At 44.3% G+C, this 14,176-nt stretch carries 15 protein-coding genes; 4 read left to right on the top strand and 11 right to left on the bottom strand.

Annotated elements, in window-relative coordinates:
* Window positions 1-188 precede the first annotated feature (188 nt).
* The 6 genes from ilvD to ilvG all read right to left on the bottom strand — a co-directional run bounded on the left by ilvD (window position 189) and on the right by ilvG (window position 5,498).
* The gene (ilvD, locus tag LQ983_RS04315; protein ID WP_230621775.1) at window positions 189-2,027 is read right to left on the bottom strand and encodes a dihydroxy-acid dehydratase; all 1,839 of its coding nucleotides are present in this window, start codon (window positions 2,025-2,027) and stop codon (window positions 189-191) included.
* Window positions 2,028-2,418: 391 nt separating this feature from the next.
* On the bottom strand, window positions 2,419-2,661 hold the full coding sequence (locus LQ983_RS04310; protein ID WP_111295577.1) for a hypothetical protein: 243 nt from the start codon (window positions 2,659-2,661) through the stop codon (window positions 2,419-2,421).
* Window positions 2,662-2,673: 12 nt separating this feature from the next.
* Window positions 2,674-2,766, bottom strand: a complete 93-nt coding sequence (locus tag LQ983_RS04305) for an ACT domain-containing protein (RefSeq protein WP_230622604.1) — start codon at window positions 2,764-2,766, stop codon at window positions 2,674-2,676.
* 11 nt (window positions 2,767-2,777) lie between these two features.
* A complete protein-coding gene (locus tag LQ983_RS04300; RefSeq protein WP_230621774.1) occupies window positions 2,778-3,455 on the bottom strand; it encodes a hypothetical protein in 678 nt (225 codons plus the stop codon).
* 170 nt (window positions 3,456-3,625) lie between these two features.
* Window positions 3,626-3,841: an acetolactate synthase 2 small subunit gene (gene ilvM / locus LQ983_RS04295; protein ID WP_230621773.1), complete on the bottom strand. Its 216-nt coding sequence runs from the start codon at window positions 3,839-3,841 to the stop codon at window positions 3,626-3,628.
* Window positions 3,842-3,845: 4 nt separating this feature from the next.
* The gene (gene ilvG / locus LQ983_RS04290; protein ID WP_230621772.1) at window positions 3,846-5,498 is read right to left on the bottom strand and encodes an acetolactate synthase 2 catalytic subunit; all 1,653 of its coding nucleotides are present in this window, start codon (window positions 5,496-5,498) and stop codon (window positions 3,846-3,848) included.
* 153 nt (window positions 5,499-5,651) lie between these two features.
* Between ilvG and LQ983_RS04285 the strand changes: the two genes are divergently transcribed.
* Both LQ983_RS04285 and crcB read left to right on the top strand, forming a co-directional pair.
* On the top strand, window positions 5,652-6,470 hold the full coding sequence (locus LQ983_RS04285; protein WP_230621771.1) for a Cof-type HAD-IIB family hydrolase: 819 nt from the start codon (window positions 5,652-5,654) through the stop codon (window positions 6,468-6,470).
* Window positions 6,470-6,856, top strand: coding sequence for a fluoride efflux transporter CrcB (gene crcB / locus LQ983_RS04280; RefSeq protein WP_230621770.1), 387 nt, complete (start codon window positions 6,470-6,472; stop codon window positions 6,854-6,856). Before LQ983_RS04285 ends, crcB begins: the two co-directional genes overlap by 1 nt.
* On the opposite strand, the gene LQ983_RS04275 is transcribed toward crcB, so the two are convergent.
* From LQ983_RS04275 to LQ983_RS04260, 4 genes are all read right to left on the bottom strand, one after another.
* The gene (locus LQ983_RS04275) at window positions 6,834-7,766 is read right to left on the bottom strand and encodes an alpha/beta fold hydrolase (RefSeq protein ID WP_230621769.1); all 933 of its coding nucleotides are present in this window, start codon (window positions 7,764-7,766) and stop codon (window positions 6,834-6,836) included. The genes crcB and LQ983_RS04275 overlap by 23 nt on opposite strands.
* 119 nt (window positions 7,767-7,885) lie before the next feature.
* Window positions 7,886-8,965 (bottom strand): class II fructose-bisphosphate aldolase, encoded by a 1,080-nt coding sequence (gene fbaA, locus LQ983_RS04270; protein ID WP_033002671.1) that lies wholly within the window; start codon window positions 8,963-8,965, stop codon window positions 7,886-7,888.
* Window positions 8,966-9,089: 124 nt separating this feature from the next.
* On the bottom strand, window positions 9,090-10,253 hold the full coding sequence (gene pgk / locus LQ983_RS04265; protein WP_111295589.1) for a phosphoglycerate kinase: 1,164 nt from the start codon (window positions 10,251-10,253) through the stop codon (window positions 9,090-9,092).
* Between the two features lie 137 nt (window positions 10,254-10,390).
* Window positions 10,391-11,086, bottom strand: coding sequence for a ribonuclease T (locus tag LQ983_RS04260; RefSeq protein WP_230621768.1), 696 nt, complete (start codon window positions 11,084-11,086; stop codon window positions 10,391-10,393).
* 66 nt (window positions 11,087-11,152) lie between these two features.
* On the opposite strand from LQ983_RS04260, the gene LQ983_RS04255 reads away from it, so the two are divergent.
* The gene (locus LQ983_RS04255; RefSeq protein WP_032997744.1) at window positions 11,153-11,413 is read left to right on the top strand and encodes a YfhL family 4Fe-4S dicluster ferredoxin; all 261 of its coding nucleotides are present in this window, start codon (window positions 11,153-11,155) and stop codon (window positions 11,411-11,413) included.
* Between the two features lie 59 nt (window positions 11,414-11,472).
* Here LQ983_RS04255 and LQ983_RS04250 read toward each other — a convergent pair whose 3' ends face one another.
* Window positions 11,473-12,549 carry a tRNA/rRNA methyltransferase gene (locus LQ983_RS04250; RefSeq protein ID WP_230621767.1) on the bottom strand — a complete coding sequence of 359 codons (1,077 nt, stop codon included), beginning with the start codon at window positions 12,547-12,549 and terminating at the stop codon, window positions 11,473-11,475.
* A gap of 171 nt (window positions 12,550-12,720) precedes the next feature.
* Between LQ983_RS04250 and pssA the strand changes: the two genes are divergently transcribed.
* The gene (pssA, locus tag LQ983_RS04245) at window positions 12,721-14,088 is read left to right on the top strand and encodes a CDP-diacylglycerol--serine O-phosphatidyltransferase (RefSeq protein ID WP_230621766.1); all 1,368 of its coding nucleotides are present in this window, start codon (window positions 12,721-12,723) and stop codon (window positions 14,086-14,088) included.
* Window positions 14,089-14,176 lie beyond the last annotated feature (88 nt).

The raw sequence follows: 14,176 nt of genomic DNA, 5'->3' as shown, positions 1-14,176 counted from the left end.
CACCAGGTTATTCATTTATGTTAAGGGTGGGATAAATCCCATTTTATAAGCGCGGTTATTTTTCTAACCATTTAAAAAACACGCAGAAAAATGACCGCACTTTATTGAATTTTATTGTAGGGACAGGTTTTATACCTGTCCCTGTTCGATATTGATAAGGACAGGCATAAAGCCTGTCCCTACAATTTTTATTTTAATAAGGTTTTATCACGTACCGCGCCTTTATCTGCGGATGTGGCGAAATGGCCAAACACTTTTAAGGCGAAAGACACTTCACGTTCGCGGTGAACCGGTTGCCAGCCTTTTTGATCTTGCTCGGCGCGGCGTTTAGCTAATTCTTCATCGCTGATGTTGAGGTTAATCGCGCGATTTGGAATGTCGATTTCGATAATGTCGTCATCCTGTACTAAGCCGATTGCACCACCGGAAGCCGCTTCAGGCGAAGCATGACCGATAGATAAGCCGGATGTGCCGCCGGAGAAACGTCCGTCTGTTAACAAGGCACATTTTTTGCCTAAGCCCATGGATTTTAAATAGCTGGTCGGGTAGAGCATTTCTTGCATGCCCGGGCCGCCTTTCGGGCCTTCATAGCGAATCACGACGACATGGCCTTCTTTGACTTTGCCGCCTAAAATTCCGGCAACAGCGTCTTCTTGGCTTTCAAACACGATGGCTTTGCCGGTGAATTTCCAGATAGATTCATCCACGCCCGCGGTTTTGACGATACAACCGTCTTCGGCAATGTTTCCGAACAAGACGGCTAAACCGCCTTCTTGAGAAATCGCATTTTCTTTGTTGCGGATACAGCCGCTTACACGGTCATCATCTACGCTATCCCAACGGCAATCTTGTGAGAAGGCTTGGGTGGTACGTATGCCTGCCGGGCCGGCGCGGAAGAATTTGTGTAATGCTTCGTCTTGGTTACGGATAATGTCGTATTGATTGAGCTGCTCGCCCATGGTTAAGCCCAACACGGTGTGAGTGTTTTTGTGAATTAACCCCGCACGATCTAATTCGCCCAATAAGCCCATAATCCCGCCTGCGCGGTGTACGTCTTCCATGTGGTATTTGTTGGTGTTCGGCGCAATTTTACTTAAGCAAGGCACGACGCGAGATAAGCGGTCGATGTCTGCCATTTTGAAATCTACCCCTGCTTCTTGCGCTGCTGCGAGTAAGTGTAAAACGGTGTTACTGGAACCGCCCATGGCGATATCTAAGCTCATGGCGTTTTCAAAAGCGTCAAAGGTGCCAATGGAACGAGGCAATACGCTTTCGTCGTCTTGCTCATAATAACGTTTGCACAATTCGACAATTTGGCGACCGGCTTTTAAGAACAAGTCTTTACGGTCGGCGTGGGTGGCAAGCATAGAACCGTTGCCCGGTAAAGATAACCCTAAGGCTTCCGTTAAACAGTTCATGGAGTTGGCAGTAAACATCCCTGAGCAGGAACCGCAAGTCGGGCAGGCGCTACGTTCGATAGCATCAATACGCTCATCACTGACATTAGGATCCGCCGCTTCAATCATTGCATCAACTAAGTCTAAACGAATCAGTTGATCCGATAACTTGGTTTTGCCGGCTTCCATAGGGCCGCCTGATACGAAGATGGTCGGGATGTTCAAGCGCATTGCCGCCATTAACATTCCCGGAGTGATTTTGTCACAGTTGGAAATACATACCATGGCATCGGCGCAGTGGGCGTTCACCATATATTCCACGCTGTCGGCGATCAAATCACGGCTTGGTAAGGAATACAGCATTCCTCCGTGTCCCATGGCAATACCGTCATCCACCGCAATGGTGTTGAATTCTTTCGCTACGCCGCCGGCTTTTTCAATTTCCGCCGCGACCAGTTGTCCCATGTCTTTTAAATGCACATGCCCCGGGACGAATTGGGTGAAGGAGTTCACCACCGCAATAATCGGTTTGCCGAAATCATTTTCTTTCATTCCTGTGGCACGCCATAAGGCACGTGCACCCGCCATATTTCGACCTTGTGTGCTGGTCGCTGAACGTAGTTTTGGCATAAATAAGTTCTCCGAGTAAGTTTTCGTTAAGGTTTATATGAATTTCTTCGTTAGTTGAGACTGCCACAAACGCTTGCGTTTGAACGTTGCGTTAGCAACGGCACGAAGTGCGAGCAAAGCGAGTAAATCTCCCCTACCCCTCTTTGCTAAAGAGGGGGATTTTCTTTAGCTGTTTAATTTATCTGGCTCATTTATGTCTCGTTTTATTGATATTTCAATATTAAATTCGCGAGATGATATTCAAATTTTCAACTTATTCCCCTCTCTAGCAAAGAGGGGTTAGGGAGATTTGGCAGAAGGTAATACGGAGAAATTATTCAATAAAATTAAGTTTATAGATAAAATTACTTAGCCTGGTCAGATTTTATGTGCTTTTTTACTCACTCTTAGACTAAATTGAGCCATTAGCTATATCAACACATTTGTAAACCATTTGCTTTTTATCGTATTGTCCTTCAAATTCTTTTTCAAAATTTTCTTTCGCTTTTTCACACTGCTCTTTTGTATTATGAACCGATAGTGTTGTCATATAGCCAGTATAGTTTTGCAAATAAGTTAAGGTGTAACTAGCTTGTGATGAAGTTGCGAATACTAATCCTGATACGGCTAAAAATAATTTTAAAAATTTAGACATAATATTTTCCTCTTAATTAATAGTTACCACATCTGGTAATTTTTCCAACTGACTGACCAACAAATCCAAAGTGCGGTCAGATTTTACGGTGAATTTTAACCGCACTTTATTGCTATTTAACGGAATGGGCAAAAATCAATGAATCCACTTCGCTCATTCAAACAATCTATCAACGCAACCGGCAACCATAATGGCACGGCTAAAATGACAAGCGGGTTAATCGCTTCAGAGTCGTCCGAATACGAGGAGGAGTCAATCTTGCTGCCATAATAACGGTTCACTGTGGCCATAATCGGTTTTGCAAGTTTATATTTCGCCAACAGCTCATTTCGATTTTCATATTGTCGACTGACACCTTCCGCATCATAAATCACATCATAAATATCAAACTGAGACGAAATGCCATAGCGTTGTTGCAATTTATTTTTGAGTACTTCATTCGTTTGCTGGAACATAAATTTCTTTAATAATTCACTGCGTTGTTTTTCCGTTAAGTTATCCACCCGCACATACAATCGTAACGTTGCAGAAACCTTTTTATCTTCTTGATCAATCAGGAAGACCGGTTCCACCTTTTCAATTGCTTTGGTGTAAGAGCTATTCAGAAATTTTGATAAATCAGAGATTGCAGCGCCGCGGAGTTCAAAATTTTCCTTATCGGTAAAGACAAAAAGTCGGCCGTCTTGACTAAACATAAACATCTCGATTGGCTCCCTTGATGTCGATGATGAATGTGAAGTACAAGCCGACAGGCCAAACACTGAAAATAGCATTATTAATATAAGTTTTTTCATTTTAATCTCCTTATGAAGGGGCTGAGACGGTTAAAATTTGCGGTTAAGGTTTGTTTGTGCTGTTTTTTTATTTGCTTTACTCATACTTCATGCTGTTACTAACGTAATACCGACACGGAAGTATTGGCGGCAGAAGATAAAATGAAAAAATTACCTATAGTAGGCTCGTTTTATTTAATCTCTACCACATCATAAATTTTCTCCAGCTGAGTGACCAACAAATCCAAAGTACGGTCGGATTTTACGGTGAATTTTAACCGCACTTTGTCGTCAATCAGCTGCATATCCATTTGAGTCACGGTAAAACCGCGGTGGCGGATGACGCGGAGAATGCGTTCCAGCACTTCGGGGCGGTGTTGGGCGGTGAGATCGATTTGGTGTTCCATGTGATTACTCCATACTTTCCAACATATCTGCGTTGCACGCGCCCGGCGGCACTAGCGGCCACACGTTTTCGTCGGAATGAATGCAAATATGCAATAAATAAGCTTCTTGGCTGTTGAATAAGCGTTCTAGCGCAGCGTCCACTTGGTGAGCGGAATCAATACGTTCCCCTTTAATGCCGAACGCCGAGGCAAGTACCACGAAATCCGGATTGTCGTCTAGGATGGTGCTGCTGTGACGCGCATTGAAGAAGAGAGATTGCCATTGGCGCACCATGCCGAGGCGTTGGTTATCCAATAACACAATTTTAATTGGGGCTTTACCGCGACCAATGGAGCCGAGCTCTTGAATATTCATCATGATGGAACCATCACCGCTGACTAAAATCACTTCATCTTCCGGGCGGGCTTTTTTCGCACCGATGGCGGCAGGCAAACCGAAACCCATGGTGCCGAAACCAGCGGAGGTAATGAAGTTTTCCGGGGCGTGATGTTGCACGTGTAATGCAGACCACATTTGATGTTGTCCCACATCGGTGACGACGATAGTTTCCGGTGTTTTTTTGCGTGAAATGCTGTTGAGCAACCATAACGGGTTGATGAGCTGTTCACCGCTATGTTCGCCATAGCTGAACGCAAATTGTTGTTTATATTGTGCGACGGTTTGTTGCCAAGGGGCGATATCAAGCGGCACACTGAGACTTTCTAGCGTGGCGATTAGATGGCTGCGTAATGCTACATCTGGTCGGCGTAATTTGCCTAATTCAGCGCCGTCGATGTCCACATGAATCACTTTAGCGTGTGGCGCGAAGGTGTCGAGTTTGCCGGTCACGCGGTCATCAAAACGCGCACCGAACACAAGCAATAAATCGGCTTCTTGGGTGGCGTAGTTAGCGGCTTTGGTGCCGTGCATACCGATCATGCCGAGATAATAAGGATCGTCAGGCGAGACTGCGCCTAAGCCTTTTAGCGTCACAATACTTGGCATTTGGGTCGTGTGTAAAAAATAACGCAATGCCGGAACGGCGCCTGCCATGCCTACGCCACCGCCGATATACGCCATCGGGCGTTTGGCGTGTTTTAATAACTCAAGCGCCTGGGTTAGTTGCTTGTCGCAAAGTGCGGTCGTTTTGGGCGGTAAATTCACGATAGGTTTCGCCGTAGTTGGCGCAACTTGGACGTCTTTTGGTACATCGATCAAGACCGGGCCTGGTCTGCCACTTTTGGCGATTTCAAAGGCTTTGGCGATAATTTCCGGTAATTCGTCGATGTTTTGCACGATAAAGCTGTGTTTGGTGCAGGCGAGGGATAAGCCTAGTACATCCGCTTCCTGAAAGGCATCGGTACCGATAAGTGGAGAGGCAACTTGGCCTGTAATGGCAACGATAGGAATGGAATCCATTAAGGCATCGCCTAAACCGGTGACCAAATTGGTTGCGCCGGGGCCGGAAGTGGCAATACATACGCCAACTTTGCCTGATGCACGCGCATAGCCAATAGCCGCCATGGCGGCACCTTGTTCGTTACGGCAAAGTAAATGGTCTAAGCCGGAATCATAAATTGCATCATAGGTTGGCATGATGGCACCGCCGGGATAACCGAAAATGGTATCCACATGATGTGCTTTTAAGCACTCGATGATTAAATTTGCACCGTTCATATTCTTCGCCGTTTTCAATTGTTAGGGAGTGATTTTTTTCGTGTGAAAGGTTTAATCTTTTATTACATTTCCTAAAAAAATTCAAGAAAACCTCAAATATTTTTATACAAAATTTGCTACCATTAGCCATTATGTCATTTGAGGTGAAAAATTATGCAAAAACTTCCTTACCGCGCTATCGTTTCGGATATGGACGGAACGTTACTTAACGGGCATCATGTGGTCGGCGATTTTACCGCACACACCTTGGAACGTTTATATGACAGCCAGGTTGATATTGTGCTGGCAACAGGGCGTAATTATTTCGATGTGTCCAGTATTTTGAAGAAAACCAAGGTGAAGGATGCGGTGCTGATTACTTCAAATGGCGCGCAAGCCCATAACTTGCAAGGGGAGTTGTTACTGAATAATTCCTTGCCGGAAGAGATTGCATATCAAGTGATGAATTTGCCCTTTGACGATCAACGAGTCTGTGTGAACAGCTATCAGGCTGATGGCTGGTTTATCAACAAAGACATTCCTGAGCTTTACAAGTATCACAAAGATTCCGGTTTTGTGTACGATGTGGTGGATTTTAAGCAGCATCACGGCAGAGATACCGAGAAAGTGTTTTTTATTGGAAAAGCGCCGGCAGATTTAGTGGAATTGGAACAACGTATTCGTCGGGACTTTGGCGAGAGAATCAGTATGACTTATTCCACGCCGATTTGCTTGGAAGTGATGAACAAAAATGTGTCAAAAGCCACCGCACTTGCACAGGTAATTGAGCAACGGGAATATGATTTGCAAGATTGTATTGCCTTTGGTGATGGCATGAATGACGTCGAAATGCTGGCAGAAGTCGGCAAAGGATGCATTATGGGGAATGCTGATCCGCGCTTAGTGCAGGCGTGTCCACAACTAGAAGTGATCGGTCGCCATGGACATGAAGCCGTCGCCTCTTACCTTCGCGCGATTTTTGGGATTTATTGATGCCGGTATTATCTTCTTTACTCTGGATTAGCGGCGGTGCTGTGTTGGGTGCTTGCTTGCGTTGGGGCTTAGGCTTGTTGCTTAATCCGTGGTTTACGGCTTTTTCTTTCGGCACGTTGATCGCCAATTATTTAGGTTGTTTTATTATTGGCGTGTTGTTTGCCGTTTTTTGGTCTTTCCCCTCTCTTCCTTCTGAATGGAAACTCTTTTTTGTCACCGGCTTTCTTGGCAGCTTAACCACCTTTTCCGCCTTTTCGATCGAAGTGGTGGAAAATTTGTTGAACGGCAAATTTTCTATCGGCATTGGATTAATTGCGGCCCATGTCTTTGGTAGTTTGCTTTTCACCCTCTTTGGCGTGTGGCTTATGCGTTATGTGTTGAAGTAAAAAATGCCTGAATTTGCTGTAACACCGGCGTGCGAATATCGTCGGTTTCAAACAGAATTTCATGTTTTGCCCCGGCGATTTTTTTCAGACTGCCGTGCATGAGAAGTGCGGTGAGTTTTTCCAACGTTTTATTATTCACGATTTGTTCTTGTTCCGCTTCTAACACCAACACAGGTGTTTCAATGCGTGGCAGAATTTTCGGCAAATGCTTAATGGCGATCAAACATAAATAGGCCCAACGGAAAGTCGGTCCGCCCAAACGAATCTCCGGGTTTGCCAAATTAATTTCATTCATTCTTTGCATACGCGTGCTGTCATGGCTTAACAAATTTTCCTGCACATCCACCGGTTTATAAGGCCCTTTACCAAACACATAACGCTTTTCTTGCCCAAATAACATCATGAAATTCAGCGCGATTTCATCCCGAATAGGGTGGCTTAACGGCATGCCAAAAAAGGGCGCAGAAAACACCGCGCGTTTAATCCGATGATCAAAATTGGCTAAATAGTAGGTCGAAATCAACGCGCCTAAAGAATGGGCGAGCAAATCTTGTTGCTCGTAGGGGTAAAGTGCGGTCACATTTTCGATGATTTTTGCCATGTCTTGCGCATAAAACCGAAATTCATCTAAATGCCCTTTTTCACTGTCTGGTAATAGTCGTTGTGAATAGCCTTGACCGCGATGATCAAACAGCAACACATCATATCCCTGCGCATAGAAATCCTGCGCAATTTCTGTCCATTTCAGGATATTTTCTACCCGTCCATTGACTAAAATGACCAACTTATCGGCAACCGGTTGGTGAACACAATGTCGATAAGCCAATCGACAGCCACGTTGCCCCTCAAGGTATTGTAGGGGAAATTGTTCGGCGAAGAGGTGTAATGGGGCGTTCTCTATGTTCTGCATGGTAAATGAGGTGTTGAGACAAAAGGGGGCAAAATAAAAAGAGGAAAAAATAACCGCACTTTAAAGTACATCTCAAAAAGTGCATCTAAAGTGCGGTCGATTTTCAGCGTGTTTTTAAATTATAAAACGTCAACGCAGTTTAAGTCTTCGAAAGATTGTTCTAAGCGTTTAGACATAGACTCTTCCATTTTGCGTAACCAAACGCGTGGATCGTAGTATTTTTTATTCGGTGCATCAGGGCCTTCCGGATTACCTAATTGACCTTGCAAATATGCTTCGTTCGCTTTGTAGAAATTGAGAATACCATTCCAAGACGCCCATTGGGTGTCAGTGTCAATATTCATTTTAATTGCGCCGTAGCTAATCGCCTCACGAATTTCTTCACGGGAAGAACCGGAACCACCGTGGAACACGAAATTGATTGGTTTCGCCGGAAGGTTACGTTCTTTCGCAACGAATTCTTGGCTTGCACCTAAGATAGATGGTTTTAATTTTACGTTACCCGGTTTGTACACGCCGTGTACGTTACCGAATGCGGCTGCAACGGTAAAGTTCGGGCTGACCGGATTTAATTGGTCGTAAACATAAAGCACATCAGACGGTTGGGTGTAAAGACGAGATTCATCTGCGCCGGAGTTGTCCACACCATCTTCTTCGCCACCGGTGATACCGATTTCGATTTCAAGGGTCATACCCATTTTGTCCATACGAGCAAGGTATTCACGGCAGATTGCCATGTTTTCTTCCATTGGCTCTTCGGAAAGGTCAAGCATGTGGGAAGAGAATAATGGACGACCGGTTTCAGCAAAGTGTTTTTCACCGGCTTCAAGTAAACCATCGATCCATGGAAGTAATTTTTTCGCTGCGTGGTCGGTGTGTAAAATCACCGGTACGCCGTATTCTTTGGCTAAAGTATGAACGTGTTTTGCACCTGCAATGGCACCTAATACGTCAGGGCGCGCACCGCTGGTTGGTTTAATGCCTTTGCCTGCGTAGAATGCCGCACCGCCGTTAGAAAATTGAATAATTACCGGCGCTTTCACGCGGGCAGCCGTTTCTAATACGGCATTCACGGAGTCGGAGCCGACGCAGTTTACGGCAGGAAGTGCGAAGCCGTGTTCTTTTGCGTATGCGAATACTTTTTGAACATCTTCACCGGTAAGCACGCCCGGTTTGACGATATCTAATAATTTAGCCATTTTCGTTTTTTCCTTTTGTGTTGGGTGGGTTGCCCCACCATTTGAAGAAGTTGTTTTACGTTTTTGATTGATAGCACGCGTCAGCAGACGCGCGCTATGACGATCTTACGCAGAAAAAGTGCGGTTAGTTTTTCGCACGTTTTTCGAGGATTTCTACTGCCGGTAACACTTTACCTTCAACGAATTCTAGGAAAGCACCGCCACCGGTAGAGATGTAGGAAATTTTATCTGCGATACCGAATAGGTCGATAGCAGCAAGCGTATCACCACCACCCGCAATGGAGAACGCATCACTGTTGGCAATGGCATGAGAAATGATTTCTGTTCCTTTGCGGAAGTTCGGGAACTCAAATACACCCACCGGGCCGTTCCATAAAACGGTTTTCGCATTTTTGATAATTTCGGCAAGTTGTGCAGCAGATTTATCGCCGATATCGAAAATAGATTCGTCATCTTTCACTTCGGTCACAGATTTTTCTGTTGCCGGTGCAGTTTCGGAGAATTCGGTACCCACGCGAACATCAACCGGTACTGGAATGTCTGTGCTTGCCGCTAATTCTTTAGCAACCGGGATTAAATCGGCTTCGTATAAGGATTTGCCCACGTTATGGCCGGCTGCGGCAATGAAGGTGTTGGCGATACCGCCACCTACAATAATTTGGTCGGCAATTTTGGAAAGTGAGTTTAACACTTCTAATTTGGTAGATACTTTAGAACCGCCTACGATAGCTACCATTGGACGTGCAGGTTCTTTTAACGCCTTACCTAACGCATCTAATTCTGCTGCAAGTAATGGACCTGCACAGGCAACCGGTGCAAATTCTGCAACGCCGTAAGTAGATGCTTGTGCACGGTGTGCTGTACCAAAGGCATCCATGATGAACACATCACAAAGTGCGGCGTATTTTTTACCTAATTCAGGATCGTTTTTCTTTTCGCCTTTGTTGACGCGCACGTTTTCTAATACCACGATTTCACCGGCGTTCACTTCAACACCGTCAAGGTAATCGCGTACTAAGCGTACCGGGACATCAAGATGTTCGTTTAAATAATCAACAACAGGTTGGAGGGAATCTTCAGGTTTGAATTCACCTTCGGTCGGACGGCCTAAGTGAGAGGTGACCATTACTTTTGCGCCTTTTTCTAAGGCTAATTTTAAGGTTGGGATGGTGGCACGGATACGCGCATCTGATGTAACTTTACCGTCTTTTACCGGTACGTTTAGGTCGGCACGGATAAATACGCGTTTACCATTCAAATCTAAATCGGTCATTTTAATTACTGACATAATTTACCTCTTTTTACTGGTTAAAATTAAAAATAAAAACTGTTGGCATTATACCCGTAACTGAGTAGCTTGTAACCTGAATTCAAGGGCTCACATTCAGGATTACACATTTCATTGATCCATGTCGAATTATTGGATTAATAACCGGTTCGGCTGCTTGGACAATCTATAATTTGCCAGTCTAAATCGTAACAAATAAAGAGTTCATTACGCGCAGCGCCAAGGTAAACATCTTTTAATTGCGGGTTGTTTTTTCGCATCCATTTAAACAGTTCGGTACGGCTTAATTCATAGTTCGGTAGCTTCAAAGTGCGGTATAAATTTTTGATCTTTTCAAAATAATCTTGCGCATTGTTAAACATGCACGCGCCGTGTTTTTCCCACTCGCCTTGTAATAAGCCGGCGCTCGGCACTTCAGGCAAATAGCGCTCAATCAGATCTTGCGGTAATTGTGGTAAATCGCCCTGACAAAAGCGCGGGTGATCGGAGACTCTTCGGGCTTGTTTGTTTTGTGACCATAATCCATGCACAATCCAACCGAATTGTTGGGTTAAGCCGCATTGATATTGCAAAGAGGTCGGCAAATTATCACCGTATTGTTGACGCTGCCGTTCACAAAATGCCGGCGACCAAGATAACACGAGGGTGTAATAATCGGTTTGTGCCTGTTTATTTTGCCCGATAGGATCGTTTTTCATGACGTAATCGTAATTACGATCAACAACCACCTCCGCCGCTTGTTTCTGTTGGGAAAAATAATACCAACCGGCAAGTAAAAACATTAAAAATGCCACCACAAAAAAAGACAGTAGCAACATACGTTTCTCGTTCATAAAATTCCTTTCACTTTGTTAATGTATTGATTATAATCCGACCCTTTCATTTTCCCCGAGGACGCTATGGCTCTACTCATCACTGACAAATGCACGAATTGCGATATGTGCTTGCCGGAATGCCCGAATGAAGCAATTTCAATCGGCGATGAGATCTATGTCATCGATCCCGAACTCTGCACCGAATGTGTCGGTCACTACGACACGCCCACCTGCCAAAAAGTGTGTCCTATCAGCAAATGTATTATCACTGACCCGGATCACGTGGAAAGTGAAGAACAGCTGTGGGAACGCTTTGTGTTAATTCACCACGGGGACAAACTGTAACGCGTTTGAAAGTGCGGTGAAAAAAGAGGGCGTTTTTATGCGCCCTAACTTTTCTCGTTTTATCTAAAATACCATTTTGCCAGTAAAATGCCGGCATTGACCGACACGTTTAACCCATTTTTCACTGGGCTGGCAAACGCCAAACGAACCTGCTCATCGTTTTTCTCGGATAAAGCCTCTGTCGAGCCTTCGCTCAGCACAAAAACCATTTTATTTTTTAACCGCACTTTATCCAATGCTGTCGCGTTTTCATCGCTGCTCACGTGAATGATCTGATAACCGGCTTGGCGTAATTGGGCAAGTGCATTGCGGGAGTCATTGGTTTCCAATACGCGCACATATTCCGCACCGCCTTCTGCAACGCGTAAGGTCACCGCAGAATTAAGGCTTTCAGCGTTTTCTACCACAATATTTTTCACCCCGAAAAAGGCGCAAGTGCGTAAAATACCGCCAATGTTTTGTGCGTTGTTCACATTATCTAACAACACCAAGCAATCTTCTTGATGTGGCACATCAAGATAGCCTTGCAAGGTAAACGGATGGGCTTTTTTCACTAACATACAAATGCCACCGTGGTGTTCTGTGCCGCTGACTTTGATCATCTCGTCGTTGTCCACAATGTGATACACCTTTTTATTGGTGGCTAAATAACTGCAAATATCCCCAATTTTATGCGCCATTTGTACGGTTGCCCACAAGCGCACAATACTCCCTGGGCGTTGTTGGAATAAGGCTAAACACGCATTTTCCCCATATACTTTCATTTCTTCTGCGCGATTCTTTTTGATTTTTTCCGGTGCGCGTGGTGACAATGGGCCGGTCTTTTTCTCTCTCGGCTTATCATCGAAACGACTGCTTTTGACGGTGACTTTCACGTTGCCTTCCGCACCACCGGCTTTTTTCATGGTGCTTTCGGCAATGTGTAAGGTTTTTTCTTGGCTTTCAGCGCGTTTAAATTTCGGCTTAGTATTTCTGTCGTTATCTCTCTCTCTGCGAAATTCTTGGCGCGAATCGGTTTTTGAGGAGGCAAAGTGCGGTCGATTTTTATCGCGTTTTTGACGGTCGTCACCGACACTGCGTTCGGAAAAAGTACGGTTGTTTGATTTGAAAGTCGGTTTGTTTGAATTTTGGTTCATAGTTGTGTTGCCGATAGGGTGGATGAATGGAATAAATTTGCGCTGTTGGCAATAAATTTGTGAGCATTATAACGAAAACCAGCCTTTTTTCTACCAAGGGGGGCGATAAATATTGTAAACTATCGCCCCAATTAAGTTCCGACTCATTGAGTACAACAGAGAACAAATTTTATGTTTAGAGATAAGACAAAACGGGCTCAAAAGCGTCTTGAAAGCCTGCCATGTTTAGCTTTACAGGCGGAACAAGTTGAATTTATTTACAGCCCAATGGCATTCAAAAATGAAATTATTCAACTGATCAGACAGGCGAAAACGCGTATTTTTGTGACCGCACTTTACTGGCAAAATGACGAAGCCGGGCAAGAAATTCTCGATGAAATTTACCGTGCGAAACAAGATAAGCCTGAACTTGAAGTGAAAATTTTAATTGATTGGCATCGTGCGCAACGCAATTTATTAGGCGCGGAAAAGAGTGCAACGAATGCTGATTGGTATTGCGAACAACGTCAAAAATATCAACTTGCTGATGATCCGAATCTATTTTTCGGCGTACCGATCAATACGCGCGAAGTGTTTGGCGTGTTGCATATCAAAGGCTTTGTTTTTGACGATACCGTGCTTTACAGTGGCGCCAGTATCAATAACGTGTATTTACAACAAAATGAAAAATACCGTTACGACCGTTATCAAAAAATCACCCATCCGCAATTAGCCGACAGCATGGTGGCTTTTATTCGCGACTTTTTGTTGAATAGCGATGTGGTGTTGCCGTTGGATAGCGTTAATCGTCCGAAAACCAAAGAAATTCGACAAAATATCCGCCATTTTAGAAAAAATCTTGCCCTTAATGGGCAATATAAGCTGTCAAGTGCGGTTGATTTTGGCAATGAATTGACGGTAACGCCGTTGTTTGGTTTAGGCAGCACGGGAAATGTATTGAATTGCACGATCGAAGATTTATTCCAGCTGGTTGATGAAAAGCTGACTATTTGTACGCCGTATTTTAATTTCCCGCGGACATTGCAACAAAAAATCCGCCATTTGCTACGTAAAGGCAAAAAAATTGAAATTATTGTGGGCGATAAAGTGGCGAATGATTTCTACATTCCACCGGAACAGCCCTTCAAAATGGTGGGGGCGTTGCCTTATTTGTATGAAAACAATTTACGCCGCTTCAGCAAAAAGTTTGAACGTGAAATGGCACAAGGTCAGCTGACCATACGGACCTGGAAAGATGGTACGAACACCTATCATCTAAAGGGCGTTTGGATTGATGATAATTATATTTTGTTGACCGGCAATAATCTGAATCCGCGCGCATGGCGATTGGATGCGGAAAATGGCTTGTTTATCCATGATCCGAAACAACAACTTTTGCCTCAAGTGGTTCAGGAATTAGATTGTATTCGCCAACATACGACGGTGCTTCAACATTACACTGAGTTAGAAGAAATGAGGCAATATCCGGCACCGGTACAAAAATTATTGAAAAAATTTGCCCGTATTAAAGCGGATAAGTTAGTGAAGATGATTTTGTAATCACATTGTAAGTACATTTACAGTCAATATAAAAAAGGATTGTCAGTGAATGACAATCCTTTTTTCGTGATAAACACGGTGAAAAGAG

Source organism: Aggregatibacter sp. Marseille-P9115 (genome assembly GCF_920939465.1).
Taxonomy (GTDB): domain Bacteria; phylum Pseudomonadota; class Gammaproteobacteria; order Enterobacterales; family Pasteurellaceae; genus Aggregatibacter; species Aggregatibacter segnis_B.
The sequence above is the reverse complement of the archived record's forward strand: the minus strand, read 5'-3'. Positions and strand labels throughout refer to the sequence as shown.

Coding starts and splice junctions, on each gene's coding strand:
- LQ983_RS04260 (WP_230621768.1), bottom strand. CDS start 11,086: ATGAACGAGAAACGTATGTTGCTACTGTCTTTTTTTGTGGTGGCATTT.
- ilvD (WP_230621775.1), bottom strand. CDS start 2,027: ATGCCAAAACTACGTTCAGCGACCAGCACACAAGGTCGAAATATGGCG.
- LQ983_RS04250 (WP_230621767.1), bottom strand. CDS start 12,549: ATGAACCAAAATTCAAACAAACCGACTTTCAAATCAAACAACCGTACT.
- pgk (WP_111295589.1), bottom strand. CDS start 10,253: ATGTCAGTAATTAAAATGACCGATTTAGATTTGAATGGTAAACGCGTA.
- LQ983_RS04275 (WP_230621769.1), bottom strand. CDS start 7,766: ATGCAGAACATAGAGAACGCCCCATTACACCTCTTCGCCGAACAATTT.
- ilvG (WP_230621772.1), bottom strand. CDS start 5,498: ATGAACGGTGCAAATTTAATCATCGAGTGCTTAAAAGCACATCATGTG.
- fbaA (WP_033002671.1), bottom strand. CDS start 8,965: ATGGCTAAATTATTAGATATCGTCAAACCGGGCGTGCTTACCGGTGAA.
- crcB (WP_230621770.1), top strand. CDS start 6,470: ATGCCGGTATTATCTTCTTTACTCTGGATTAGCGGCGGTGCTGTGTTG.
- LQ983_RS04285 (WP_230621771.1), top strand. CDS start 5,652: ATGCAAAAACTTCCTTACCGCGCTATCGTTTCGGATATGGACGGAACG.
- LQ983_RS04310 (WP_111295577.1), bottom strand. CDS start 2,661: ATGTCTAAATTTTTAAAATTATTTTTAGCCGTATCAGGATTAGTATTC.
- LQ983_RS04255 (WP_032997744.1), top strand. CDS start 11,153: ATGGCTCTACTCATCACTGACAAATGCACGAATTGCGATATGTGCTTG.
- pssA (WP_230621766.1), top strand. CDS start 12,721: ATGTTTAGAGATAAGACAAAACGGGCTCAAAAGCGTCTTGAAAGCCTG.
- ilvM (WP_230621773.1), bottom strand. CDS start 3,841: ATGGAACACCAAATCGATCTCACCGCCCAACACCGCCCCGAAGTGCTG.
- LQ983_RS04300 (WP_230621774.1), bottom strand. CDS start 3,455: ATGAAAAAACTTATATTAATAATGCTATTTTCAGTGTTTGGCCTGTCG.